This is a genomic window from Clostridium sp. UBA5712 (assembly GCF_002419845.1).
Classification (GTDB): Bacteria; Bacillota; Clostridia; order Clostridiales; family Clostridiaceae; genus Clostridium_J; species Clostridium_J sulfidigenes.
On the sequence record NZ_DIGW01000014.1, the window covers coordinates 50685 to 76206 of the forward strand.

Below are 25522 nucleotides of genomic sequence, written 5' to 3' on the forward strand. Positions count from 1 at the left end.
AAGGTGATTTGGTGAATACTGTTTGGAAAGATAGTCAGTGCTCGATGGAGGTTTTAAAGGAGCTACTTAAGGATATAAAGGTTACTCCTATTACTCTTAGGGTGCTTATGAATAGAGGAATAGATACTAAGGAAAAGGCAGATGAATTTTTAAATTCTTCTTTGAATAAGCTATATAACCCTTATCTTATGAAGGATATGGATAAGGCCATAGAAATTATGGTGGATGCTATAAATAATAAGGAAAAAATTATGGTCTACGGAGATTATGATGCAGACGGAGTTACTAGTACTGCCATTCTTTATAAGGCTATAAAAAGCTGTGGTGGAATAGTAGCTTATCACATACCACATAGGGAAAATGAAGGCTATGGTATGAGTATTTCTAGAATAGAGACCATAGCAGAGGAAGGCTTTAATCTTATAATAAGTTGCGATAATGGGATTTCTGCTATAGAAGAGGTAAAAAGAGCTAAGGAACTTGGATTAAAGGTTATTATCACAGATCATCATGAACTTCCCTTTGAGGAGATAGATGGAGAAAGAAAGATGGTAATTCCAAGTAGTGATGCCTTAATAAACCCTAAGCAGGAGGATTGTAATTATCCCTTTAAACTTTTATGTGGAGCCGGTGTGGCTTATAAGTTTTCTTTAGCTTTATATGGAGCTATGAATATGAAGGATAAAAATACTGATGATCTTCTAGAATTAGCTGCCATTGGCACTATATGCGATGTGGTAGATTTAATGGATGAAAATAGAATCATTGCAAAGGAAGGGCTAAAGATACTTTCTAATACAAGAAATTTAGGAATAAAAGCTTTAAAACATATAATTGATATAAAGGATGAGGTAACTTGTTATAATGTTGGCTTTAACATTGGTCCTTGTATCAATGCTACAGGAAGGCTAGAAACTGCTGAGCTATCCTTAGATCTACTACTTTGTGAAGATATGGGTCAGGCTATGGATATAGCTACAAAGGTTTTTAATCTTAATAAGGAAAGGCAAGACCTTACCACAGAAAGTGTGGAACAAGTTTGTGCTGACATAGAAGGGTCTTCTTTGATAAATGATAGAGTACTTGTAGTATATAACCAGCATATCCATGAGAGTATTGCAGGAATTGTAGCAGGCAGAGTTAAGGAAAGGTATGGTAAGCCAACCTTTATTTTAACCCAGGGAAAAGATATGCCAAAGGGTTCAGGTAGGTCCATTGAAGAATATAATATGTTTGAAGAAATGCTAAAATGTAAGGATTTACTAAGCAAGTTTGGTGGACATCCAATGGCAGCAGGACTTTCCATAGAAGAAAAAAATATTTCAAAGTTTAGACAATTATTAAATGAAAACTGCTATTTAAGTGAGGAAGATCTTGCTTCTAAAATGAGAGTAGATTCTCCCATAAAGTTAAATTATATAACAGAACAGGTTGTAGAAGAATTCAAGTTATTAGAGCCCTTTGGAAAGGGAAATCCAACGCCAATTCTAAAGGCTAATAGAGTTTTAGTGGCAGATATAAGATTTTTAGGAAGTGAATATCAGCATGTTAAATTTAGATTTAATGTGGAAAGTACCAATAATCTGATAGATGGTTTATATTTCAATAAAAGAGATGAAGTTATTAAGATTTTAAAAGATGTCTATGGAGATGAATATGGAGATATTGGAAGTGGGTATATAAGACCGAAGGGTCTATTTCTAAATATATTATTTCAGCCAGATATAAATGAATATATGGGAAGAAGAAGTGTGCAATTAAAACTTAAAGATATAAAATGCAACTAAAAGTATAAGATGTAAAAGGTAATTAAAAGTTTTATATAAGAAAGTCAATTAAAAGTTAAAATCCCATTAATAAAGAGATGCACCTATAAGGTGCATCTCCTATTTAGGGTTTACTTACTATTAAATAATTTATTCAGATATTAATATATCCTATAAATTTCTTTCGTAAGCTTCAACCATTTTTTTAACCATTTGTCCGCCGATTGATCCAGCTTCTCTAGAAGTTAAATCACCATTATATCCTTCTTTTAGGTTAACTCCAACTTCTTGAGCTGCTTCCATCTTAAATCTGTCTAAACCTGCTTTAGCTTCTGGTACTAATAATCTACTTTTGCTTGTCATTTTATATTCCTCCTCCAATAAATTAGTAGAAGTCAACAAACATATTAATGTGAACCTCTTATTATTTAAACAAATTTTGCTAACTTCTTAAATAATAAACTTACCACACGCTACTTACAAATGTTTGATTAAAGATTTTTTTCGTAAGCTTCAACCATTTTTTTAACCATTTGACCACCAACTGATCCAGCTTCTCTAGAAGTTAGGTCTCCGTTATATCCTTCTTTAAGATTAACTCCTACTTCTTGAGCAGCCTCCATTTTAAATTTGTTTAAACCTGCTTTAGCTTGAGGTACTGCTGGTTGATTAGAATTATTATTATTGTTTGACATGTATTTTCACCTCCTTTGTTTTGATAATAGTATTGTACCCGGATATAAGAAGATTATTTAAGAGAATGGGTGGAAACATATGAAAGATTATGAGCAATTACCTTTTTATGTATATATTCAATAGTTTTTAATATAAAATTCATATTTTATATTTACATTTGTCTTCATATGTGGCATAACTTAATAAGGAGCATAATATATCTAATATAATAAAAAACATATTATAATAAAAATCTATAAAATCTATATAGTAATAACATTATTTTTAGCTTTAGCGAGATTACATATACTCGTCTAAGGCTTAGATATTTTTATTTTAAATATTTCAAAGCTATTAAAGCTTTTACTAGGTAATTTTAGGAGGACTTTTAAATTGAGTAACAAAAAAATCATTATGACAGGTGGAGGAACAGCTGGACATGTAACTCCCAATATCGCACTTGTGCCCAAGCTAAAGGAGCTAGGATATGAAATACAGTATATAGGTACTGAACATGGAATAGAAAGAAAACTTATAGAAGCAGAAAAAATTAAATATCATAGTATTTCTAGTGGTAAGTTAAGAAGATATTTTGATGTAAAGAACTTTACAGATCCTTTTAAGGTTATTAAAGGGGTTTTTGAAGCAAAGTCAATTATAAAAAAAGAAAAACCAGCCATAGTTTTTTCAAAGGGAGGATTTGTATCAGTTCCAGTGGTGTTAGGAGCTTATTTTAATAAAATTCCAATTATAATACATGAGTCAGATATTACACCTGGTCTAGCAAATAAAATATCCATGCCCTATGCAACAAAGATTTGTGTTACCTTTGAAGAGGCTATGGATCATGTTAATAAAAAGAAAGCTGTACTTACAGGTTCACCAATTAGAAGTGAACTATTTAAGGGCAGCAAAACAAAGGCTAAGGAATTTTGTAAATTTAAAGATGATAAGCCTGTAATTTTAGTTACTGGTGGCAGCTTAGGTTCAAGAATTATAAATGAATGTGTTAGAGAAGCGTTACAGGACTTACTTAAAACTTTTAATGTAATACATCTATGTGGAAAAGGTAATTTAGATAAGAGTTTAAATGTAGTTGAGGGATACGCTCAGTTTGATTATATTAAAGAACAGTTATCAGATTTAATGCAATTGGCAGATATCGTAGTTTCTAGAGCTGGGTCTAATACTATATTTGAGCTTTTAGCTTTAAAGAAACCAAATATTTTAATACCCCTATCAGCTAAGGCAAGTAGAGGAGATCAAATTTTAAATGCCAAGTCTTTTAATAAATCAGGATATAGTAAAGTTATAGAGGAAGAAAATTTAAATGCATTGACTCTTTTAGAAGCTATTGATGAAGTTAATAGAGATAAAGAAACTTATATTAAAAACATGAGCAAAAGCAAACAAAGGGACAGCCTTGGAAAAATAATAGATCTAATTGAAAGCTGTAAAAGAAAATAAGAAAATCCCTGAAACCCGCACTATGACAACAACTAGTTAACTAGTTAAATAGTTTTATAGTTAAATATATAAAATTTTCCCTATATAAATAGTTATATAGGGATATTTTTATATAGTGAAAATGATAAATATATAAATAGTCCATACATAAAATCCTATAGCATTAGTGAATAATAGTAAATATATTAAACATAGGAAAGATAGGAGAAGTTTCAATGGAGATAAAGTTAAAGTTCTTAGGAGCTACTAAGTGTGTTACAGGCTCTAGTCATTTACTTACTGTTAATAATAAAAAAATACTTTTAGATTGTGGTTTATTTCAAAGTAATGATTTGAAGTCTTATAGTAATGATATATTGAATGTGGATCCTAAGGAAATTGATTATATTGTGTTATCTCATAGTCATGTGGATCATAGTGGTAGGATACCTCTTTTCTTTAAGTTAGGATTTCAAGGGAAGGTAATTTGTACTGAGCCTACTAAGGAATTATGTGGGTATTTACTTAAGGATGCGGCTAGGATTCAACAGGAGGAAACTTATTTTGAAAATCTTTCTAGACATGGTAAGGGAGTTAAAGCTTTAAGTCCACTATATGATGAAGAGGATGTTGAACTAGCTCTAAAAAATTTTTATACCTACGGATATAATGAGGAAATCCTATTGGAAGAGGATATAAAAGTTATTTTTAGAGATGCAGGTCATATATTAGGTTCTGCAATATGTGAAATTTTAATCAAAAATTGTGGTGAAAGTTGGATTAAATTGATATATACTGGAGATATAGGAAATATTAATAGAGATATTTTAAATAATCCAGAAAAAGAACTCCAGGGAGATTTTTTAATCCTTGAAAGTACTTATGGAGATAAGATGCATGAAGAAAAAGATAATTATGCAAAACTCCTAGAAATTGTAAAGGATATCATGGAGGGTGACGGAAATTTAATAATTCCTTGTTTTTCCTTAGGAAGAACCCAGGAGATTATATACATGCTAAATACTTTTATAGAAAGTGGACAGGTGCAGGGCTGTAATGTATATATAGATAGTCCTTTGGCAGCAGGAATTACCAAAATATTTAGAAAGTATGAAGAATACTTTGATAAGAAGGCTAAGGCTCTTATAGAAAAAGGTGATGATCCATTGAACTTTAAAGGACTGCATTTTGTTGAAAGTAGTGATGATGGAAAAAAGGTTTATGAAGTTAAGTCAAAATCCATAATTATTGTAGCTGGAGGAGTTTATGATGGGGGGAGAATAGCTAACCATCTAAGAAATAATCTTCCTAGACCAGAGTGTGGCGTATTAATTACCTCCTATCAAGGGAACCAGAGCATTGGAAATAAATTGTTAAAAGGAAATAAAAGAATTAAACTCCAAGGTGAGAACATTGAGGTTAAAGGAAAAGTTTTTTATATGGATGGACTATCAGGTCATGCAGATAAGGCAGGACTATATAATTGGGTAAGTAGTATGAAGGAAAAACCTAAGAAAATATTTCTAGTTCATGGTGAAGGAAAAAATATTGAATCCTTCACTAATAAATTAAAAAGTGAAAATTATTCCGTGGTTATACCGGATTTTTTGGATGAATTTCCCTTAGAAATTAATTAAAAACTTAACAAAGTGTGTTAATTTTTAGGGTTGAATTTTAATAAAATTAAGGTATAATTTAAATGTAAGGTCATGTTAAACATTACCAAACCTTTAGTTTGGCATTAATATGTCTTAGAGAAATAGCTAAATATAAGTGAATTCATGATAGCATTTTCACAAAGAAAAAATAAGATTATGAGTTTGCTAATAAAATATTTATAGAAGAAAGAGGGTTGCTTACAATGAGAAAAATGAAAACTATGGACGGTAACACCGCCGCAGCTCACGTAGCCTATGCATATACTGATGTAGCAGCTATATACCCAATTACTCCTTCATCACCAATGGCTGAACACTGTGATGAGTGGGCAGCACAAGGTAGAGAAAATGTATTCGGACAAAAGCTAAAGATAATGGAAATGCAATCAGAGGCAGGCGCAGCTGGAGCAGTTCACGGTTCACTACAAGCAGGTGCATTAACAACTACTTTCACAGCATCTCAAGGATTATTACTTATGGTTCCAAACATGTACAAGATTGCTGGAGAATTACTTCCAGGTGTTTTACATGTAAGTGCTAGAGCATTAGCAGCACAAGCTTTATCCATATTTGGAGATCATCAAGACGTTATGGCTACAAGACAAACAGGTTTTGCTTTACTTGCTACTAATAGCGTTCAAGAAGTTATGGACCTTGCTCCAGTAGCTCACTTAGCATCTATTGAAGGTAGAGTTCCATTCTTACATTTCTTCGATGGATTTAGAACATCACATGAAATACAAAAAATTCAAACTTGGGACTATGAAACTCTAGGAAAATTCTTAAATAGGGATGCAGTAGATGCATATAGAGCAAGTGCTTTAAACCCAGAGAATCCTGTAACTAGAGGAACAGCTCAAAACCCTGATATATACTTCCAAGCTAGAGAAGCTTCAAACCCATTCTACAATGCAATTCCAGGAGTTGTAGAAAAATATATGGAAATGATCAATAAAGAAATTGGTACTGATTACCACCTATTCAATTACTATGGAGCACCATATGCAGAGAGAGTAATTGTTGCAATGGGTTCAGTATGTGATGTTGCTGAGGAAACAGTTGATTACTTAACAGCTCAGGGAGAAAAAGTTGGACTAGTTAAAGTTCACTTATATAGACCATTCTCATTAGAACACTTCTTTAAACATATGCCAGCAACAGTTAAAAAGATTGCTGTATTAGATAGAACAAAAGAGCCAGGATCTGCTGGAGAGCCACTATATCAAGATGTTAGAAATGCATTCTATGATAGAGCTGAAAGACCAGTTATTATTGGTGGAAGATATGGATTAGGTTCAAAAGATACTACTCCATCTCAAATAGTTACTGTATTCGATCACTTAAAAGAAAAAGAACTTAAAAATGGATTCACTATAGGAATAGTTGATGATGTTACAAATACATCACTAGACATTACAAGAACTATAGCTACTACACCAGCAGGAACTGTTGAGTGTAAATTCTGGGGATTAGGATCTGACGGAACAGTTGGAGCTAATAAGAGTGCTATAAAAATTATAGGAGACCATACAGACATGTATGCTCAAGCATACTTTGCTTATGACTCTAAAAAATCTGGTGGAGTAACAATGTCTCACTTAAGATTTGGTAAAGAAGAGATTAAATCTCCATACCTAATCAATCAAGCTAACTACATTGGATGTCATAACCAATCTTATGTTAATAGCTATGATGTATTAGCTGGAATTAAAGATGGTGGTACATTCCTATTAAACTGTATTTGGGATGAAAAAGATTTAGAAGAACATTTACCAGCATCAATGAAGAGATATATTGCTGAGCATAACATAAACTTCTACACAATAAATGCTGTAAAAGTTGCTCAAGAAATTGGTCTTGGCGGAAGAATTAACATGATTTGTCAAGCTGCTTTCTTCAAATTAGCTGAAATTATTCCAGTAGATGAAGCTATTAAATACCTTAAAGATGCAGTTCAAACATCTTATGGTAAAAAAGGTGAAAAAATTGTTAAAATGAACAACGATGCTATAGATGCTGGAGTTAATGCTATAGTTAAAGTTAACGTTCCAGAAGCTTGGAAAAATGCAGAAGATAAAAATGAATGTAAGAAGGATACTCCTGACTTCATTAAAAACATCGTTGAAGTTATGAATAGACAAGAAGGAGACAAACTTCCTGTAAGTGCTTTTGAAGGAAGAGAAGATGGTACTTTTGACCATGGAACAGCTGCTTATGAAAAGAGAGAAATAGCTGTTAACGTACCAGAATGGATTCCAGAAAATTGTATCCAATGTAACCAATGTTCTTATGTATGTCCTCATGCTACAATAAGACCATCTATTGGAACAGAAGAAGATTTTGCTAATGCACCAGCAGCTATTAAGCTTGCAGATGCAAAAGGCGGACAACTTAAAGGCTTAAAATTCACAATGTCTGTAGCTGTTCAAGATTGTACAGGCTGTGGAAACTGTGCACAAGTTTGTCCAGCTAAACAAAAAGCTTTAGTTATGAAACCTCTTGATACTCAAAAGGATCAAATAGAGTCTTGGAATTTCACAGTTAAAATGAAAAAACCTGAAAATCCATTAGGTGTTGCTTCAGTTAAAGGTAGCCAATTTGAGACTCCACTTCTAGAGTTCTCAGGTGCTTGTGCAGGTTGTGGAGAAACTCCATATGCTAAGCTTATAACTCAATTATTTGGAGACAGAATGATGATAGCTAATGCTACAGGATGTTCTTCAATTTGGGGAGGAAGTGCTCCTTCAACTCCATACACTAAGAATCAAGAAGGTAAAGGACCAGCTTGGGCTAACTCATTATTTGAAGATAACGCTGAGTTCGGTTTAGGTATGTTCTTAGGTGCTAATCACCAAAGAGAAAAACTTACTGACTTAGTTAAAAAAGCAGTATCAACAAGTTGTAATGAAGAGTTAAAAGCTGCTTTAAATGAATGGTTAGAGAATAAAGATAATGCAGAAGCTTCAAAAGCTGCTACTAAGAAAGTACTTCCATTAATCGAAGCAAACAAAACTTGCTGCGAAACAATGGAAGAGTTATATAAATTCAAAGACTTCTTCGTTAAGAGATCTCAATGGATCTTTGGTGGAGACGGTTGGGCATACGACATTGGATATGGCGGTGTTGACCACGTTCTAGCATCAGGAGAAGATGTAAATGTATTTGTATTTGATACAGAAGTTTACTCTAACACTGGTGGACAATCTTCTAAAGCTACTCCAACTGCAGCAATTGCTAAATTTGCAGCTTCAGGTAAGAGAACTAAGAAGAAAGATCTTGGAATGATGGCAATGAGCTATGGCTATGTATATGTTGCTCAAATAGCTATGGGAGCTGACCAAGCTCAAACTCTTAAAGCTATAAGAGAAGCAGAGGCATATCCAGGTCCATCTTTAATAATTGCTTATGCTCCATGTATCAACCATGGAATTAAGACAGGAATGGGTAATACTCAATTAGAATCTAAAAAAGCTGTTGCTTGCGGATATTGGGGATTATATAGATTCAACCCAACTCTTAAAGAAGAAGGTAAGAATCCATTTAGCTTAGATTCTAAAGAGCCAACTGAATCTTTCAGAGACTTCTTATTAAACGAAGTAAGATATGCATCACTTCAAAAAATGTTCCCAGAAGTAGCTGAGGAATTATTTGTTAAGACTGAACAAGATGCAAAAGAAAGATTAGAATCTTATAAAAAACTTGCAGCTCAACAATAGTTTTAAATAATTTAAGGGTTGTCTCCGTTTTGGGGCAGCCCTTTTCTTTATGCAAAATTAGGATAATTGTTGGATGAAAATAAAAACTTTGTATTAAAATATTATAAAACACTTCTAAAATATGAAGATTAAGGGTACAATGAAGAGGAGTATTATTTAAGGAGGCTATTAATATGGGAAATAACTGTTGTGGAAATAATGAAGATAAAAAAGAAACAGGATGCTGCGGAGGACATGAGCAAGAAAGTCATGAATGCTGCTGTGGAGGACACGACCATGAACATGAGCACGAAGAGTGTGGTTGTGGCTGCGGAGAGCACGAAGCAATGTTCGTTGAGTTAGAAGATGAAGAAGGAAATGTAACTCAATGTGAAATAGTTGATGGATTTTTATTTGAAGAAAATGAATATGCCTTAGTACAAAATCCAGATGATGGTTCAATATACTTATTTAAAGTAGTTGGTGATGATGAAGTAGGAGAACTTGTTGTACCAGAAGATTCAGAGTATGATGCAGCAAAAGCATATTACGAAGAATTACTTGCAAATGAAAATAGTGAAAACTAATTAAACTTTTAAGAGCCGCTATTTATATAGCGGCTTTTATGCTTAGCTACTCCATATTCTCCTATGGAAATAATATATTAAGAAGGATATGGAATGGATGATCAATGGTTAAGAATAACATGAAAGTAGGTCAATTTCACATGGAAAAACTAGCTATATTTGATATTGATTATACATTAACTAAAAAGGAGACTTCTATAGAATTATATAAATATATGCTTAAGAAGGATAGGAAGTTACTTAGGTACTTACCATCACATATAATAACTGGTATTTTTTATGGTTTAAAGGTTTATAATGCTGGAAGAACTAAGGAGAATTTTTTAAGATTTTTAGCAGGAACCAGTGAGGAAGACTTAAAGAAGCTAGTGAAAAGATTTTATAAGGAAAAGATAGAGAGTATATTGTATGAAGATGCAATTAAAGCAATTAAGGACTTTAAGGAAAAGGGCTATAAGATATATTTAATTTCTGCCTCTCCTGAGTTTTATGTTAATGAATTTTATAGTATAAAAGAAGTAGATAAGGTTATTGGAACTAAGTTTCATATTGATGAAGGAAAATTTAATCCTAAAATTTTAGGGGAAAATTGCAAAGGTGAAGCAAAGGTAAAAAGATTAATGGAGGAATTAATAAAAGACAATATAGAAGTGGATTTTAAAAATTCCTATATGTTTTCTGATTCTCTTTCGGATTTACCTCTTTTGAAGTTAGTTGGCAAGGGATATTTAATAAATTATAAGAAGAATCATGAATTAGAGATTTTAAGGTGGCGATAATTATGGAGAATTGTATAAATGATTACTTTATAAAAAATGATGAAGCTTATGAAAGGGAGGAATTTCAAGATATATATGTGGTAGAAGGTAAGTGCATATATGAAGTTATTAGGGTTATAGATGGAGCTCCTCTATTTTTAGATGAACATTTAGCTAGGCTTGAAAATTCTTTAAAGTTAGAAAAAAAAGAAGAACTTATATCTATGGATAAGATTAAGGAGTACATAGGAAAGTTAATAACTCTAAACAGAGTTGAAAATGGTAATTTAAAGCTTGTAATAAATAAGGATAATCTATTTATATTTTTTATAAAGCATTCTTATCCAACTAAGGATATGTATAGTAATGGAGTAAAGACTATTCTTTATTTTGGAGAAAGACATAATCCTAATGCAAAGGTTATAGATAATTCCTTTAGGGGAAAAGTTAATGAAAAAATAGATGCTAGTGGCAGTTATGAAGCTATTTTAGTAAATAGTAAAGGGTACATTACAGAGGGAAGCAAGTCCAATATATTTATGATCAAGGGTGATGAAATAATTACAGCCCCAGTAGAAGGGGTACTTCCAGGAATAACTAGAAGTGAGATAATAAAAGCTTGTGAAGAATTGGGCTTAAAGGTAAGAGAAGAAAATATTCATTATGAACATATAAAAAATTTAGATGGATTATTTATATCTGGAACTTCTCCTAAGGTGCTACCTATAAATGAAGTTGAAGGTATTATAAAATATGATAAAATTTATCAAAGAATTTATGATATAAAAGATAAATTTGAAGAATTAATTACAAGAAACTTGAAGAATTATAAAACAAGTAAATAGTAAAGTATGTCAAAAACAATACGATAATATATTATAGTATTGTTTTTGTATTTTAGAAGGAAATGATCTGTATTATGTATTAGGGGTGATAATGTGGAAAATAAGACATTAAGGGGAACTGCAAAAGTACTTGATGGCAAACTGATTATTACTGATGAAGAAAATATTTCTGAGGGTCCTTGGATTGTAAAGGGCAAGGATGTTGGTTTATTTGTAGATGAACAAGAAGTAAAAGGAAGAGCTAGAGTTAGCTCTGAAAGTAAGATAGATATAATTTTTAATGAATCTAAGGCAATAAGAGAATTGAATATAAATATTAGTGAAGACAAAATGACAGCTAGTATATCAATAAACTATAGTCCAGAAGTAATTTATACTTTAGAAGATACACCAGAAGCACCTATGATTACATTAAATGCAAAGGTAAAAGGAGAGAAATTTCCACCTAAATATACAAGAGATGAATTATTAAAAGAACTTAAAGATAAGAACATAGTTTATGGGATTGACAATAAGATGTTAGATGACATAAAAAATATGGACAAGATAGAAAATGTTGTAGTTGCTAGAGGAAAGGAACCTATTGAACCTATAGATGATGTATTAGAAGTATATTTTGATACTAGTACCCATAAAGGATTTAAAAGTGACCAAAGTGGTAATGTAGATTTTAAATCTATAGGTAGTATAACAAGTGTGAAGAAAGATGATATCCTTGCAAAGCGTACTGTAGGAAAAGAAGGTACCATAGGTATTAACCTATTTTCACAACCTATCCAACCAAAGAAAAGAAAAGTTAAGGACATGATGGTAAAATCAGGATGCAAATTTAAGGATAAGGATACTATAGTGTCTACAATGGAGGGAAAACCTCAAGTAAAGGGATGTATTTTTCAGGTTAATAATGTTCATGAGGTTCTTAGTGATGTAGATATAACTACAGGGGATATTAATTTTATAGGCGATGTAATTATTAATGCTGATGTTAAAGAAGGTATGAAGGTTAAATCAGGAAATACCATAATTATAAAGGGAAATGCAGTAAGATGTAGTCTTTGGTCAGAGGGAGATATGCAAATTATTGGTAGTGCAATTTCATCTACCATAAAGATTAGAAGTGAGTTCTCTGAGTTTAAAGGATATTTAGAAGAGTTATCTGCCATAGTGGATAGTTTTCATAGCTTGTATAAGGCTGTAATAGCTGTTAAAGAAGGTGGAGATATAAAGGGGAATATAAGAGATTGTGATATTATAGCCCTTGTTATAAAGAGTAAATTTCCTTTGATAACAAAGATAATTAATAAAGTATTAAATACAATGGTTGAAATTAATGATAATAACAATGAATTATTTAGAGTGTTAAAGATTAAATATGCTAATAAGAACTACATGTTAATAAGTGGTGTAGAAGAACTAATTAAGGTTAAAACTTTGGCAGAAGAGAAAATAAAGGCCATAGAAGCTATGAAGGATATTAATTCAGATGCTACAATAGGGTACATTCAAGATTGTACAGTATTTTGCTCTGGGGGCTTGATAATAAATGGAAAAGGTATTTATAAATCCAATGTTTACGCAGAAAAGGGTATATATTTTACAGGAGAAGGTCAATGCGAGCTTCGAGGTGGAAAAGTTAAGGCGGAAAGTGAAATTAAGGCTAAGGTAGTAGGTTCACCTTCGGGGGTTATGACGGAGGTCGTAGTAGGTAAGGAAGGACATATTTATTGTGATGTTGCTTACTTAAATACTAAGTTTATAGTTGGAAATATGGAAACTATAATGGATGAAACATGCAAAAATGTTCATGTATATATAGATAAAAATCGAGATTTAATTGTTGATAAGTTTAAAATTTAGGAGGGGTAAAAGTGGCAGAGGAATTTAAATTACTTGTGTTTAGATTAGGAGACCAGTGCTTTGCAGCAGATATTAGAGAGGTAGAACGTATTCTAAACTATGAAGAGCCAACAAAAATTCCAGATTCACAAGATTTTTTACAGGGAGTTATAAATTATCAAGATGGAATATTACCAGTTATTAGTTTAGCTAAAAAATTTGGAATATATAATCTGGAAGATAAAGAAAAGGATGGTTCAATAATCGTTGCTAGAAACGAAGATGGTGCCATGGGAGTTATAGTAGAAGCTGTTAATGAAGTTATATCTAGGAAAGTTGAGGATTTAGAACCCACACCAGATATATCTTCTAATATATCGAAGCGATATGTGAAGGGTATAATAAAAGACAAGAACAAAAATACTATTATTTTACTTTTAAATTTAAATGAACTTCTTTCAAAGGATGAAAAGGAGAAAATAGAAAGGTAAGCTATGGAATACAAGGAGATAAAAGTAGGCATTGCAGATTATAAAATAGCCAAATGTCCAGATAGACTTATGACAATTGGGCTAGGTTCTTGTATTGGTATTGCCATAATAGATAAAAAAAGTGGAATTGGAGGCCTTGCCCATATTATGCTTCCAGACAGTGAAAAGTTTAATAAGATAGCAAATGAAATAAAGTTTGCTAATCTTGCAATACCTATTCTGATTAAAGAAATGGTAGAAAATGGTGCAAAAGAAAAGGATCTAAGAGCTAAGATTGCTGGTGGAGCGTCTATGTTTAACTTTGCAGACAGTAAGGTTAATATGGATATAGGTGCTAGAAATAGCCTAGCAGTTAAGGGTATATTAAAGGCTAGAAAGATACCTATAGATAGTGAAGAAATTGGAGGAACTAAAGGAAGAACAATAACCTTTGATACAGTAACAGGGGAGTTATATGTAAAAACTGTAGGAGAAGGTATTAAAATTATATAGAAATTAATGATTGGAGTGATTACATATGGTACAAAAGGTTTCAGTTATGGTTGTAGATGACTCCGCTTTAATGCGAAAGATGATATCAGACATGATAAATATGGAAGATGACATGGAAGTGATAGCAATTGCAAGAAATGGAGAAGATCTTTTAGAAAAGTTAAAAAAGCAGGTTCCAGATGTTATCACTTTAGATATTGAAATGCCAAAGATGAATGGAATAGAAGCTTTGAAGAAAATAATGGAGTTAAAGATACCTACTAAAGTTATTATGATTAGTAGTTTAACACAAGATGGTGCCGAGGAAACTATGGAATGTTTAGAAAATGGAGCTATAGATTTTGTACCAAAACCATCAGGTTCAATTTCTTTAAACATTAATGCAGTTAGAGAAATTTTAGTTTCAAAAATAAGAGGCATCAGATTTGTTAGAAAGACTTCTTCCGTTAGTAACACAAAAGATGTTGACATTAAAGAAGATAAAAAAAGAGAAATACATAGAGTTTCTACAGTATTGAAAATAAGAGAAAGAGACTCAATGCCTGAAGCTATAAGAAGTAAAGAGATAGGTAATAAAAAAATCTCAGCAATTGTAATGGGGGCATCTACAGGTGGTCCTAAGGCATTATTTAATGTCATTACAAATCTTCCAGAAAAATTAGGGGTTCCTGTATTAGTGGTTCAGCATATGCCAGAAGGCTTTACAAAAGCATTTGCTGAAAGACTTGATAAATTTTCTAAGGTTAAGGTGGTGGAAGCCAGGGAAGGTATGTCCATAGAAAAGGATGTTGTATATATAGCACCTGGTGGTAAACATATGGAGATAAGTAGAAACAAAACTATAACCTTAAATTTAGAACCTCCAATGTGGGGAGTGAGGCCAGCTGTAGACAAGCTGTTTATATCAGGAGCTAAGGTATATGGAGAGAATTTATTAGGGATTATCCTCACTGGCATGGGAAGAGATGGGGCTGATGGAATTATAGAAGTTAAAAAAGCAGGTGGAGCCACTATATCAGAAGATGAGTCTACTTGTATAATATATGGAATGCCTAAAGCAGCTTATGAAACTAATATGATAGACGAAGTTATTCCACTTTATGATATTAGTAAAAGAATAGCTAATATAGTACTGGGGGATGTGAAGAATTAATGGATTTTACAAAGTTTGAAAGTTTTATATTAAGAGAGTTTAATTTAGATTTGTCTGGCTATAAATCAGCTCAGTTACATAGAAGAATACTTACTATTATGTCTAGAGCTGGAGCTAAAGATTTAGATGAATATATGATATTAATAAAAAAAGATAAGGTCATAAGGGAAAAGTTTTTGGATTATGTTACGATAAATGTAACAGAGTTCTATAGAAACCCACAAATATTTCAGGAACTTGAAAATTTTATGAAAAGTGAATTATCCTATAACAGACCACTAAAAATATGGAGTGCAGCTTGCTCTATTGGTGCAGAACCTTATTCTATATCTATGATGCTAAAGGAGATGACTCCTAGTGTTAGGCATAAGATATTAGCTACGGATATAGATACTAACATCTTAATAAGAGCAAAAGCAGGAGAGTATGTAAGTGGAGATATTAAAAACATACCTAAAGTTAAGCTTCATAAGTATTTTAAACATGAGGGGGAAAAATTTATAATTAACCAGGAAGTAAAAGATCTAGTAACCTTTAAAAAACATGATCTTATATTAGATAGCTATGAAGGTGGCTTTGACATAATTGTATGTAGAAATGTGGTTATATATTTTACTAATGAAGTAAAAGAAAAAATTTATGAAAGGTTTTCTAAAGCATTAAATCCAGGAGGTTTATTATTTATAGGTGCTACAGAAAGTATATATGGATATAAAAATTTTGGTTTTGAGAAACTTTCAACATTTATCTATAAGAAAATTTAAGGAGGGGTAACATGGACACTTCTCAATATCTATCTATGTTTTTAGAAGAGTCAAGTGATAATCTACAACTATTAAATGAGTCATTACTTATATTAGAAAATGATTCGGAAGATATGGAAATATTAAATCAGATTTTCAGAGTTGCACATACCATTAAAGGAATGGCTGCTACTATGGGTTATACTAAAATGGCAGAACTTACCCATAAGATGGAGGATGTACTTTCTAAGTTTAGAGAGGGACAACTTAAAGTAACCCATGAAGTGGTAACAGTATTGTTTAATTGTTTAGATATTTTAGAATCCATGGTAGGTGATATTACTGATGGAGGTGATGGAGACTTAGAGATTAATAACATTGTAACTCAGCTAGTAAAGATAGCAGAGGGAAATGAAAACATCCAAAAGGAAGAAAATTCATCAGAGGTAATTCAGAATAAAGATAAAGAAGTGGTACAAGATATAATTGGCAGTGAGGAGATTGTAGACTTAGGTCTTGATGAATATGATATTGATACCTTAAAGGAAGCTTTAAAGAATAATTTCAATACCTTCCATGTTCATGTTGGACTTGATGAAAAAACTATTTTAAAATCTGCTAGAGCATTTATTTTATTTCAGACTTTAGAGGAGAATGGAGAAATCCTAAAATCAAATCCAAAGCTTGAAGATTTAGAAAGTGAAAATTTTGATTTTGATATTGATTTAGTATTTGTAACAGAAACATCTCAAGACATAATAAGAAATTCTATTAATGGAATATCTGAAATAAGGCAAGTTGATGTAAGAGACATAAGTTACTTGGTTAAAAATGGTAAAAGTATTAGCAATGCTAAAGGAGCTAATGAAGTTGCTGCCACAGCTTTAGCTACTAGTACTAAGGCTACAAATACTGCTGAAATTGCTAAAGACAAAGAAAGTTCTAACAAAGTAGTAGAGCTGAAGGATTCAAAAAATAATCTTAAGGCAAAAACTGTAGAAACAGCACCTAGTACCAAAGAGGAAAATAAAAAACAACCAGTAAAACATAAAAATAAAGGTGTTGGACAATCTGTTAGAGTGGATTTAGAAAGATTAGATAACTTTATGAATATGGTATCTGAGCTAGTAATTCATAGAACTAGATTAGAGCAAATAAGTGCTAATCATAAGATTGTGGAATTAAATGAAACCTTAGAAGAAGTAGCAAGAACTACTACTGATCTTCAAGATTTAGTTATGAAGATTAGAATGTTACCTTTAGATGTAGTATTTAATAGATTCCCAAGAATGATAAGAGATTTATCAATGGAACTAAATAAAGAGATTGATTTTGAAATTCAAGGACAGGATACAGAGCTTGATAGAACTGTAATTGAAGAGATAGGTGAACCTTTAATACATTTACTTAGAAATGCTGCAGACCATGGAGTTGAGTCAGCAGAAAAAAGAATTAGTCAAGGTAAGCCAGCAGCAGGAAAGATAAAATTAATTGCCTATTCTGAAGGTACCAAGGCTGTTATAAAGGTAGAAGATGATGGTAGTGGTATCAATGTAGAAAAGGTTAAGGCTAAGGCAGAGAAAGTTGGTATTAATACTGAAGGGATGAGTGATAATGATATAAAAAATCTTATTTTCTCTCAAGGGTTTAGTACTAATGAAGTAGTTACTGATATATCAGGAAGAGGAGTTGGAATGGATGTTGTAAAAACAAAAATTTCAAGCCTTGGAGGAACCGTAGATGTATTCAGTGAAGAAGGAAAAGGAACCTCCTTTATAATAAAGTTGCCTTTAACTCTACAAATAATTCAATCCTTACTTGTTAAGATTGGAACAGAGACTATGGCTATATCCTTAGGATTTATCGATAGAGTTATGGAATATAATCCAGAGGAAATTAAAAGAACAAATAATAAAGAAATTGTGGTATATAATGATAAGGTGTTTAAATTAGTAAGAATTAATGATAAATTAGATATAGAAAGTAAGGATTATGGGAAAAAATACGTAATACTTGCAAAGGTTGGCGAAAAAGAAGTTGCCTTACTAGTTGATTCATTATTAGGACAAAAGGAAATAGTTATTAAAACCTTTGGAAATATACTAAAATCCACAAAAGAATATATTGGAGCTACCATATTAGGTGATGGATTAGTAACCTTAATTTTAGATGTAGCAGCACTTATTTAGGAGGAGAGCTATGGAGTTTACCGAGTTACAAATAGATGCATTGAGAGAGATAGGCAATATAGGTCTTGGAAATGCAGCTACAGCCATGGCGCAAATCTTGGGGAAAGAGATTCAAATATCAGTTCCCCGGGTAAATGTTATTTCCTTAGAGGATATTTTTGAAAGGGTAGATGAAGAAACTGTAGTTTATGCGGTAATTGCAAGAGTTCTTGGTGAAGCCCCAGGAAATATATTATTTATGTTTGATACAGCTACAATGATGAAGATTGCAGAAATGCTAGTTGGAAAGCAAGAGGGAGAAGAGTTAAATGAACTAGGTTATTCAGCCCTTGGAGAAATAGGTAACATAATATTTGCAACCTATATGAATGCCATAAGTCAAATGACTAATTTAAGGCTATTCCCGTCGGTACCGGCAGTAGCAAAGGACATGCTTACAGCAGTGCTTTCCACAACTTTCATTGAATCTGGTCAATTTAATGACTATGTATTAGATATAGAAACAGGATTTTCTCAGGAGAATGAAGACTTAAAAGGTGATTTTTATTTTATCCCAGCGCCAGGGTCTTTGGAAAGAATATTAGAATCATTAGGATTAAATTAACGGAGGTTATGTAGAAAATGGCAAGAGTATTAATAGTAGACGATGCGACTTTTATGAGAATGATGGTTAAGGATATTTTAGAGAAGAATGGATATGAAGTTATTGGAGAAGCTAATAACGGAATTAAGGCAGTGGAGATCTATAAAGCAGAAAAACCAGATATAGTGACCATGGATATTACAATGCCTGAGATGGATGGAATAGAAGCAGTTAAACAAATAAAAGCATTTGACCCAAGTGCAAAGATAGTTATGTGTAGTGCAATGGGACAACAAAGCATGGTTATGGATGCTATAAAGGCTGGAGCAAAGGATTTTATAGTTAAACCATTCCAAGCAGACAGGGTACTTGAAGCTATAAAAAAAGTATTAGGATAATATGGGAGGGATTTTAGTGCAAGTTGTGGTTTTTACAATAGGTGACGAAGAATTCGCAGTAGAGACAAGCAAAGTTCAAGGAATAAACGGACTAATGAAAATCACAAAGGTTCCCAAAGCGGAAAAATATATTAAAGGACTTATAAATCTAAGGGGAAGTATACTTTCCGTATTAGATATTAATCTTCTTTTAGGTATGAATGTAAGTGATGAAAACAATAATAACATTATAGTAATAGATTTAGATGGTGAGCAGGTTGGAATAACTGTAGACCATGTAGAAGAAGTCATGAATGTGGAAGAAGATATGATTAAAAGAGTTCATGAAGATAAAAATAAGCCTTTTATAAAAGGACTTATAAATCTTGAAAATAGAATATTAACTATGATTGATATTGATAAACTACTACAATAGACCCACTGGGTAGAAAGAGGTAGAATATGGCAGAAACCTTATCGCAAAGTGAAATAGATGCACTTTTATCTGCCTTGTCTTCTGGTGACTTAGAACCAAGTGACATTGAAAAAGATGAAGAAAACGTTAAAATTAAAAATTATGATTTTAAAAGACCACAAAAGTTTTCTAAGGATGTTATTAGAGCAGTAGAAGTTATCCACGATAATTATGCAAGGATAGTATCTAACTACTTAACAGCTCAGCTTAGAAGTAATGTTAAGGTGAAGATAGAAAGTGTAGAACAAATAACCTATGAAGAATTTATACATTCTATTCCAAGCACCACTGTGCTTAATTTGTTTAGAATGCCTCCCCTTGATGGTCAAATAATATTAGAGACTAACGAGGAATTTGTCCTTAGAATATTTGATGTTCTAGCTGGAGGAAGTGGAGACAAAAAGCCTAAATTTAAGGAACTCACAGATATAGAAAAAAACATTATTAAGCATGTTAATCAGGAGATGATTTCTAAGTTAAAGTTAGCTTGGGAAGATGTAATGGAAGTAGAACCAATTCTAGATAGTATAGAAACTAATCCAGCATTGAATCAAATTCTAGCTCCTAATGAGCCTGTAGCATTAGTAACTTTTAGTGTAGATATGTTTGATACAAGTTTACTTATAAATATATGTATTCCGTATTTAAGCATAGAAAAAGTTTTAGACAACTTGGTTATAAAAAATTGGTTCAGCACCATAGATAATGAACAAGGTGAAGAGGTAAAAGCAAATATAAACAAAACTATAAAAAATGTAGATGTAGCAATGAAGGCTGTCCTTGGAGAAACGAAGATTTCCGTAAATGACTTCTTGAATTTATTTACAGGAGACATTGTTACCCTAGATAGAAGTTATGATAGTACAGTTGATATTTATGTTGAAGATGAACTTCTATTTAAAGCTAAACCAGGATTAAAGGGTAAGAATAAGGCAGTTCAAATAATTGAATATATTGACAAGGGAGTTGAGAATGATGGATAATTCGTTTCTTTCACAAGAGGAAATAGATGCACTTCTAAATGGAGATGGTGGTTCTTCGGAAACTGAACCAGTTAATGAACCAGCTGAGGAATTATCAGATTTAGAAAAGGATTTATTAGGTGAAGTAGGAAATATATCTATGGGCACAGCAGCCACAGCGCTTTCAGCTGTAGTTGGTAAACCTGTAAATATTACAACTCCAACTATAACTCTTAGTACATTAGATAAGCTGAAAAAAAGCTTTAAAACACCTAATATAGTATTAGATGTTCAATTTGTCAGTGGAATAGTTGGGGGAAATCTATTTATAATAAATATTGAAGATTCAGCTGTTATAGCAAACTTAATGATGGGTGGAGATGGTGTTGTAGAGCCGCCAAATGAACTTTCTGAATTAGAAATAAGTGCTGTTCAGGAGGCTATGAACCAAATGATAGGTTCAGCAGCAACTTCCATGGCAACTATGTTCAGTAGAGAGGTAAATATATCACCTCCTATATCTTCTGTTTGTGATGAAAATTCAGAGGAAATATCTACAGATATATCTGCAGACGAAGAAATAGTGAATGTTTCTTTTAGAATGACTATAGGTGATCTAGTAGATAGTAATATTGTTCAAATATTACCAATTGCTACAGCAAAGAAAATTGTAAGTATTATGATGGGAACTGAGGAAGGTGCACCAGTATCAGAATCTACAAAGGCATCAACTGAAGTGAAAGTTGTAGCTGAGCCTAAAGAAATTTCTATGAATAATGAAGTTGTAGCTAATGAAATAGCTTCAAAAGACACTAATAGAAATGAAAATAATTACAGTGTTCAAGGTCAAGGAATTGTAGAAAATCATGAAGAACCTGTTAACGTGAAGCAAGCATCCTTTGGACAACTAGAAGAAATTAGAGGTGCAGAAATGCCTAAAAATATAGACTTAATATTAGATGTTCCATTAGAATTATCAGTAGAGCTTGGTAGAACAAAGAAGAATATAAGAGATATTCTAGCTCTTACTAGAGGTTCTTTAATTGAATTAAACAAACTAGCAGAGGAACCAGTAGACATTTTTATCAACGGTAAAAGAATTGCCCATGGTGAAGTAGTTGTAGTAGATGAAAACTTTGGCGTTAAAATTACTGAAATTGCTAGTGGAGAGGATAGAGTAAAAAGTCTTTCTAAGTAAAGACTTTTTTTCTATTAATGAGGCAATAACAAGTTTGTAAAAAATTTACTAAAAAACCCTATAAACTTTAATTAAATAGGTTCGAGTATAAAGGTAGAGAGAAGTAGTTGGGAGTGAAAACATGAAAATTAATAATGGAAATATTCACGCTCTATATGTAAATAGCTATAAGACTAAAGAAAATGCTAAAGCAGAAAATTCTAAATCAAACAAGGATATGGTTAAGGATACTTGTCAGCTTTCAACTTTAGGAAAGAGCTTGAATAAATTAGCATTAGAAGAAGAAAGTGTTGGTATCAGTGATAAAGAAGTAGAAAAGATAAAAAGTAGAGTTTCTAAAGGAACCTATACTGTGGATTCACAGGTTTTGGCTAAGGCTATGATGGCATATGGGAAAGGTGGACAATAGATGAAAAACCAGCTTAAAGGAATATTAGAAGAAGAGCTAAAGGCAATAAAGGCTCTTATAGATATTTTAGAAGCTCAACATGAACTATTGGTTCTTCAAGATGTGTTTAAATTAGAAGCTATAACTAAAGATATTGATGATTGTAGTAGAAACTTAGCAAGAGCTGAAGGTTTAAGAAGAAGCTTAACAGGTAAAGAATCTATTAAAAAAATAGTAGAAGAAGTAGATGAAAAGGAAATTACTCATATATATGATGAGATGGTTAAAGCTATTAACGCTTTAGTAATTCAAAAGGAAACTAATGAACTACTAATAAAACAAAGTCTTAGCTATACAAATTCTATGTTAGCTATGATAAGTCCTAAAAAAGAGCCGGTAGTTTATAATGGATATGGAAAAATAAAGAGATAAGGAGAAGGTTATGTCAGGATTATTTGCAACATTAAATACATCAAAGGGCGGTATGTTTGCTCAACAGCAATATATCAATGTAACTAGCCATAATATTTCAAATGCTAATACGCCAGGTTTTTCAAGACAACATATTGTACTTCAAACAGCAAGACCTCAAACCATAGCAGGGGGCGTAGGACAGATTGGTACAGGAGTAACAGTAAGTTCTATTGAAAGAACAAGAAATCAGTTTCTTGATTTTCAAATAAGAAAAGAAAGCTCTCTTCTTGGAAATTATGGTGTTAGACAAGATTACTTATCAGAAATTGAAGGTATTTTTAATGAACCTTCTGATACAGGAATGTCAGAACTTATGTCGGAGTTTTTCGATGCTTGGCAAACTCTTTCTAAAAATCCAGAAAAGTCTGATGCTAGAACAGTAGTAGCTCAAAAGGCAAAAGCTTTAGCAGATGAATTAAATCATACTTATAAGAAGTTAAATGATACTAAGGATAATGCAGCTAAAGAAATACAAAACAACCTTTTTGAAGTAAACACTATTCTTGATCAATTAAATTCTATAAATAAAGAAATAATAACTGTTACCATTGCAGGGAACAATCCGAATGACTTATTAGATAGCAGAGATTTACTTTTAGATGAGCTAAGTACAAAGTTTGGTATCGATACTAGAAATCAAATACTTAATGGAATTACTTGTAAACCAGAAGATAATGACTCTATGAATCTAATAAGAAATAAAGATTCTCAAGATATTAATAAATTAGGATTTGTAAATAAACTAACAAAAAATCCAGATGGAAGTTATGATATAGAATACTATAAAAATGGAGATATGACTTCAGATAAAAATAAGGTTACATTAACAGGAGTTACCATTTCTGATGAGCAATATGAAAATTTAAATAATGGAAGAGTACTTGTTACTGAAGAAGATGGAAGTGTGAATCTTACAGGTGGAGCATTAAATAATGATCAAATATTTAATCCATCCTCAGGAAGACTAGGTGGACTTCAATCAATTCACGAAGATGCTGAAAGTTACATCGAACAAGTTAATACCTTGGCAAAGACTTTAGCATTTGCAGTAAATGCTATTCATACAGAAGGAGTTCCAGCAGGTGAACAGTATGCCTTCTTTGTTAATTCAGGAAATGACCCTCTTGATTACGATGGTATTACAGCAGGAAATATAACAATGAATTCAGATATCCTAAAAAATGTTATGTTAATTCAGGCTGGAGCAAGTAAGGGTTCAGGTTCTACTGATGGAGATAGAGCAGGAGCATTAGCAAGCCTAAGAGATTTTGGCCTTAATATAGATAGTATTCAAAGTGGTAAAAAGAAGGATGGCTCAGTATATGACTATAAAGCTTTTGTAGAGGAACATCTAGGTACTACTGCTGGAGGAGAGGTACCAAAGTTTAATACTATAGATGGAGGAGTCAAGGTAGAGGGATTCTTTAAAAATACTATAAATAAGTTAGGAGTTCAGTCTGAGGAAGCTACTAGAATTGTTAAAAACCAAAACACTTTGTTAAAGGGACTTCTTGAAAGAAGACTTTCAACTTCAGGAGTATCCTTAGATGAGGAAGCTATAAATCTTGTACAATTCCAACATGCCTTCCAAGCTAATGCAAAGGTAATAACAACGGTAGATCAACTCCTTGATGTAGTAATTGGTCTAGTTAGATAAAAAGATAAGAAGTTGAGGTGATAAAATGAGAATAACTCATGGTGTAATGGTTAGTGGCTTTTTAGGTGATATGAATACTAACTTAAATAGCTTAAACAAAATACAAAAGCAATTAAATACTGGTAAGGTATTTTCAAAACCTTCAGATGACCCTTTTAAAGTAGCAAGATCCATGCAGATGTATTCAGAAATAAATGCTAATAAACAATATAACACTAATATAAAGGATACTATAAACTGGATGGATACCACAGACACAGCTCTAAGCAATGGTACTAAGTGTCTTCAAAGAATAAGGGAACTTATGGTATCTTCTGGAAATGCTGCCTATGGTTCATCAGAACTTACTGCTATTAAAGAAGAGATAAATGAGAGAGTAGCAGAATTTGGACAGATCTTAAATACTAGCTTTGATGGAAAGTATATCTTTGGTGGTAAAGATGGAGCTTTAAAACCAGTAGAAGTAAATTTAGATGGGGTAACAGGTGAAAATTCCATAAGTATATCAGGAGATGAAAATATTATAAATAAATCTCTAAAAGTAGAGATATCTTCTGGTGTTAAAGTGGATTACAATGTAAATGCTGTAGAAGTTTTAAAGTTTAAGGACAAAGCAGGTAATGATATTGAAGTTACACAATTCTTTGATGACCTTCTACATAACTTGAGTGATGTAAATGGTAAGTCTAAGGTTGTAGGAGAAAACTTGGATCAGATGGATAAGGTAATAGAAAATATGATTAGTATAAGTGCTAAGGTTGGTACTGTGCAAAATAGGATGGAAAGTGCTAAGGAGCTGAATACAGCACAAAATGAAAACCTTACAGAAATACTATCTGGTAATGAAGATATAGATTTCATGGAAAAGAGTATGGAGATGGCTGTAGCAAGAACCATCTACGTAGCATCCCTACAAACTAGCTCCAAAGTCCTTCAGCCATCAATTCTAGACTTTTTATAGAGACTTGTAGGCTATGAAAATTCTTTTCCGTGACATGATAAGTGTTTGAAGCATATTTTTAATTAAGAAACTCTAAGTCTACGCTTTTGTGAAATTACCTATCCTCACTATTG

At 32.1% G+C, this 25522-nt stretch carries 24 protein-coding genes; 22 read left to right on the top strand and 2 right to left on the bottom strand.

Annotated elements, in window-relative coordinates; all coding sequences use genetic code 11:
• Positions 1-11 precede the first annotated feature (11 nt).
• Positions 12-1787: a single-stranded-DNA-specific exonuclease RecJ gene (recJ, locus tag B3B03_RS11200; protein WP_346877344.1), complete on the top strand. Its 1776-nt coding sequence runs from the start codon at positions 12-14 to the stop codon at positions 1785-1787.
• 150 nt (positions 1788-1937) lie between these two features.
• Here the strand turns inward: recJ and B3B03_RS11205 are convergent, their stop codons facing one another.
• A complete protein-coding gene (locus tag B3B03_RS11205; RefSeq protein WP_035129176.1) occupies positions 1938-2129 on the bottom strand; it encodes an alpha/beta-type small acid-soluble spore protein in 192 nt (63 codons plus the stop codon).
• 128 nt (positions 2130-2257) lie between these two features.
• Positions 2258-2461, bottom strand: coding sequence for a small, acid-soluble spore protein, alpha/beta type (locus B3B03_RS11210; protein WP_150845036.1), 204 nt, complete (start codon positions 2459-2461; stop codon positions 2258-2260).
• A gap of 373 nt (positions 2462-2834) precedes the next feature.
• Between B3B03_RS11210 and B3B03_RS11215 the strand changes: the two genes are divergently transcribed.
• The 21 genes from B3B03_RS11215 to flgL all read left to right on the top strand — a co-directional run bounded on the left by B3B03_RS11215 (position 2835) and on the right by flgL (position 25409).
• A complete protein-coding gene (locus tag B3B03_RS11215; RefSeq protein ID WP_035129182.1) occupies positions 2835-3908 on the top strand; it encodes an undecaprenyldiphospho-muramoylpentapeptide beta-N-acetylglucosaminyltransferase in 1074 nt (357 codons plus the stop codon).
• Between the two features lie 215 nt (positions 3909-4123).
• Entirely contained in the window at positions 4124-5524 is a 1401-nt protein-coding gene (locus tag B3B03_RS11220; RefSeq protein ID WP_346877345.1) for an MBL fold metallo-hydrolase, read from the top strand.
• 224 nt (positions 5525-5748) lie between these two features.
• Positions 5749-9261: a pyruvate:ferredoxin (flavodoxin) oxidoreductase gene (nifJ, locus tag B3B03_RS11225; RefSeq protein ID WP_346877346.1), complete on the top strand. Its 3513-nt coding sequence runs from the start codon at positions 5749-5751 to the stop codon at positions 9259-9261.
• A 173-nt stretch (positions 9262-9434) separates the two neighbouring features.
• Positions 9435-9827 carry a DUF1292 domain-containing protein gene (locus tag B3B03_RS11230; RefSeq protein WP_346847848.1) on the top strand — a complete coding sequence of 131 codons (393 nt, stop codon included), beginning with the start codon at positions 9435-9437 and terminating at the stop codon, positions 9825-9827.
• 140 nt (positions 9828-9967) lie between these two features.
• On the top strand, positions 9968-10606 hold the full coding sequence (locus tag B3B03_RS11235) for an HAD-IB family hydrolase (protein WP_346848211.1): 639 nt from the start codon (positions 9968-9970) through the stop codon (positions 10604-10606).
• A 2-nt stretch (positions 10607-10608) separates the two neighbouring features.
• Positions 10609-11430 (top strand): aminotransferase class IV, encoded by an 822-nt coding sequence (locus B3B03_RS11240; protein ID WP_346847849.1) that lies wholly within the window; start codon positions 10609-10611, stop codon positions 11428-11430.
• Positions 11431-11523: 93 nt separating this feature from the next.
• Positions 11524-13287 (top strand): FapA family protein, encoded by a 1764-nt coding sequence (locus tag B3B03_RS11245; protein WP_346847850.1) that lies wholly within the window; start codon positions 11524-11526, stop codon positions 13285-13287.
• Between the two features lie 11 nt (positions 13288-13298).
• A complete protein-coding gene (locus tag B3B03_RS11250) occupies positions 13299-13757 on the top strand; it encodes a chemotaxis protein CheW (protein WP_346867717.1) in 459 nt (152 codons plus the stop codon).
• 3 nt (positions 13758-13760) lie between these two features.
• Positions 13761-14249: a chemotaxis protein CheD gene (locus tag B3B03_RS11255; RefSeq protein WP_346877347.1), complete on the top strand. Its 489-nt coding sequence runs from the start codon at positions 13761-13763 to the stop codon at positions 14247-14249.
• A 25-nt stretch (positions 14250-14274) separates the two neighbouring features.
• Complete coding sequence (locus tag B3B03_RS11260; RefSeq protein WP_346847853.1) at positions 14275-15402, top strand: chemotaxis response regulator protein-glutamate methylesterase; 1128 nt, start codon at positions 14275-14277, stop codon at positions 15400-15402.
• Positions 15402-16166: a protein-glutamate O-methyltransferase CheR gene (locus B3B03_RS11265; RefSeq protein ID WP_346847854.1), complete on the top strand. Its 765-nt coding sequence runs from the start codon at positions 15402-15404 to the stop codon at positions 16164-16166. The genes B3B03_RS11260 and B3B03_RS11265 overlap by 1 nt, the downstream gene beginning before the upstream one ends.
• A gap of 11 nt (positions 16167-16177) precedes the next feature.
• A complete protein-coding gene (locus tag B3B03_RS11270) occupies positions 16178-18334 on the top strand; it encodes a chemotaxis protein CheA (RefSeq protein WP_346877348.1) in 2157 nt (718 codons plus the stop codon).
• 10 nt (positions 18335-18344) lie between these two features.
• Positions 18345-18938, top strand: a complete 594-nt coding sequence (locus B3B03_RS11275; RefSeq protein ID WP_346847856.1) for a chemotaxis protein CheC — start codon at positions 18345-18347, stop codon at positions 18936-18938.
• A gap of 17 nt (positions 18939-18955) precedes the next feature.
• On the top strand, positions 18956-19315 hold the full coding sequence (locus B3B03_RS11280) for a response regulator (protein WP_346847857.1): 360 nt from the start codon (positions 18956-18958) through the stop codon (positions 19313-19315).
• A 16-nt stretch (positions 19316-19331) separates the two neighbouring features.
• A complete protein-coding gene (locus B3B03_RS11285) occupies positions 19332-19730 on the top strand; it encodes a chemotaxis protein CheW (protein WP_346847858.1) in 399 nt (132 codons plus the stop codon).
• Between the two features lie 26 nt (positions 19731-19756).
• Positions 19757-20752: a flagellar motor switch protein FliM gene (gene fliM, locus B3B03_RS11290; protein WP_346877349.1), complete on the top strand. Its 996-nt coding sequence runs from the start codon at positions 19757-19759 to the stop codon at positions 20750-20752.
• Positions 20745-21929: a flagellar motor switch phosphatase FliY gene (gene fliY, locus B3B03_RS11295; protein WP_346847860.1), complete on the top strand. Its 1185-nt coding sequence runs from the start codon at positions 20745-20747 to the stop codon at positions 21927-21929. The genes fliM and fliY overlap by 8 nt, the downstream gene beginning before the upstream one ends.
• A gap of 121 nt (positions 21930-22050) precedes the next feature.
• Entirely contained in the window at positions 22051-22338 is a 288-nt protein-coding gene (gene flgM, locus B3B03_RS11300; protein WP_346847861.1) for a flagellar biosynthesis anti-sigma factor FlgM, read from the top strand.
• Positions 22339-22749 (top strand): flagellar protein FlgN, encoded by a 411-nt coding sequence (locus tag B3B03_RS11305; RefSeq protein ID WP_346877350.1) that lies wholly within the window; start codon positions 22339-22341, stop codon positions 22747-22749.
• A 10-nt stretch (positions 22750-22759) separates the two neighbouring features.
• Positions 22760-24448, top strand: a complete 1689-nt coding sequence (gene flgK / locus B3B03_RS11310) for a flagellar hook-associated protein FlgK (RefSeq protein WP_346877351.1) — start codon at positions 22760-22762, stop codon at positions 24446-24448.
• Positions 24449-24473: 25 nt separating this feature from the next.
• Complete coding sequence (flgL, locus tag B3B03_RS11315) at positions 24474-25409, top strand: flagellar hook-associated protein FlgL (RefSeq protein WP_346877352.1); 936 nt, start codon at positions 24474-24476, stop codon at positions 25407-25409.
• Positions 25410-25522 lie beyond the last annotated feature (113 nt).

Coding starts and splice junctions, on each gene's coding strand:
- flgM (WP_346847861.1), top strand. CDS start 22,051: ATGAAAATTAATAATGGAAATATTCACGCTCTATATGTAAATAGCTAT.
- B3B03_RS11280 (WP_346847857.1), top strand. CDS start 18,956: ATGGCAAGAGTATTAATAGTAGACGATGCGACTTTTATGAGAATGATG.
- B3B03_RS11230 (WP_346847848.1), top strand. CDS start 9,435: ATGGGAAATAACTGTTGTGGAAATAATGAAGATAAAAAAGAAACAGGA.
- B3B03_RS11240 (WP_346847849.1), top strand. CDS start 10,609: ATGGAGAATTGTATAAATGATTACTTTATAAAAAATGATGAAGCTTAT.
- flgK (WP_346877351.1), top strand. CDS start 22,760: ATGTCAGGATTATTTGCAACATTAAATACATCAAAGGGCGGTATGTTT.
- B3B03_RS11275 (WP_346847856.1), top strand. CDS start 18,345: ATGGAGTTTACCGAGTTACAAATAGATGCATTGAGAGAGATAGGCAAT.
- B3B03_RS11260 (WP_346847853.1), top strand. CDS start 14,275: ATGGTACAAAAGGTTTCAGTTATGGTTGTAGATGACTCCGCTTTAATG.
- B3B03_RS11265 (WP_346847854.1), top strand. CDS start 15,402: ATGGATTTTACAAAGTTTGAAAGTTTTATATTAAGAGAGTTTAATTTA.
- nifJ (WP_346877346.1), top strand. CDS start 5,749: ATGAGAAAAATGAAAACTATGGACGGTAACACCGCCGCAGCTCACGTA.
- B3B03_RS11220 (WP_346877345.1), top strand. CDS start 4,124: ATGGAGATAAAGTTAAAGTTCTTAGGAGCTACTAAGTGTGTTACAGGC.
- B3B03_RS11235 (WP_346848211.1), top strand. CDS start 9,968: ATGGAAAAACTAGCTATATTTGATATTGATTATACATTAACTAAAAAG.
- B3B03_RS11205 (WP_035129176.1), bottom strand. CDS start 2,129: ATGACAAGCAAAAGTAGATTATTAGTACCAGAAGCTAAAGCAGGTTTA.
- B3B03_RS11305 (WP_346877350.1), top strand. CDS start 22,339: ATGAAAAACCAGCTTAAAGGAATATTAGAAGAAGAGCTAAAGGCAATA.
- B3B03_RS11255 (WP_346877347.1), top strand. CDS start 13,761: ATGGAATACAAGGAGATAAAAGTAGGCATTGCAGATTATAAAATAGCC.
- flgL (WP_346877352.1), top strand. CDS start 24,474: ATGAGAATAACTCATGGTGTAATGGTTAGTGGCTTTTTAGGTGATATG.
- fliY (WP_346847860.1), top strand. CDS start 20,745: ATGGATAATTCGTTTCTTTCACAAGAGGAAATAGATGCACTTCTAAAT.
- B3B03_RS11210 (WP_150845036.1), bottom strand. CDS start 2,461: ATGTCAAACAATAATAATAATTCTAATCAACCAGCAGTACCTCAAGCT.
- B3B03_RS11270 (WP_346877348.1), top strand. CDS start 16,178: ATGGACACTTCTCAATATCTATCTATGTTTTTAGAAGAGTCAAGTGAT.
- fliM (WP_346877349.1), top strand. CDS start 19,757: ATGGCAGAAACCTTATCGCAAAGTGAAATAGATGCACTTTTATCTGCC.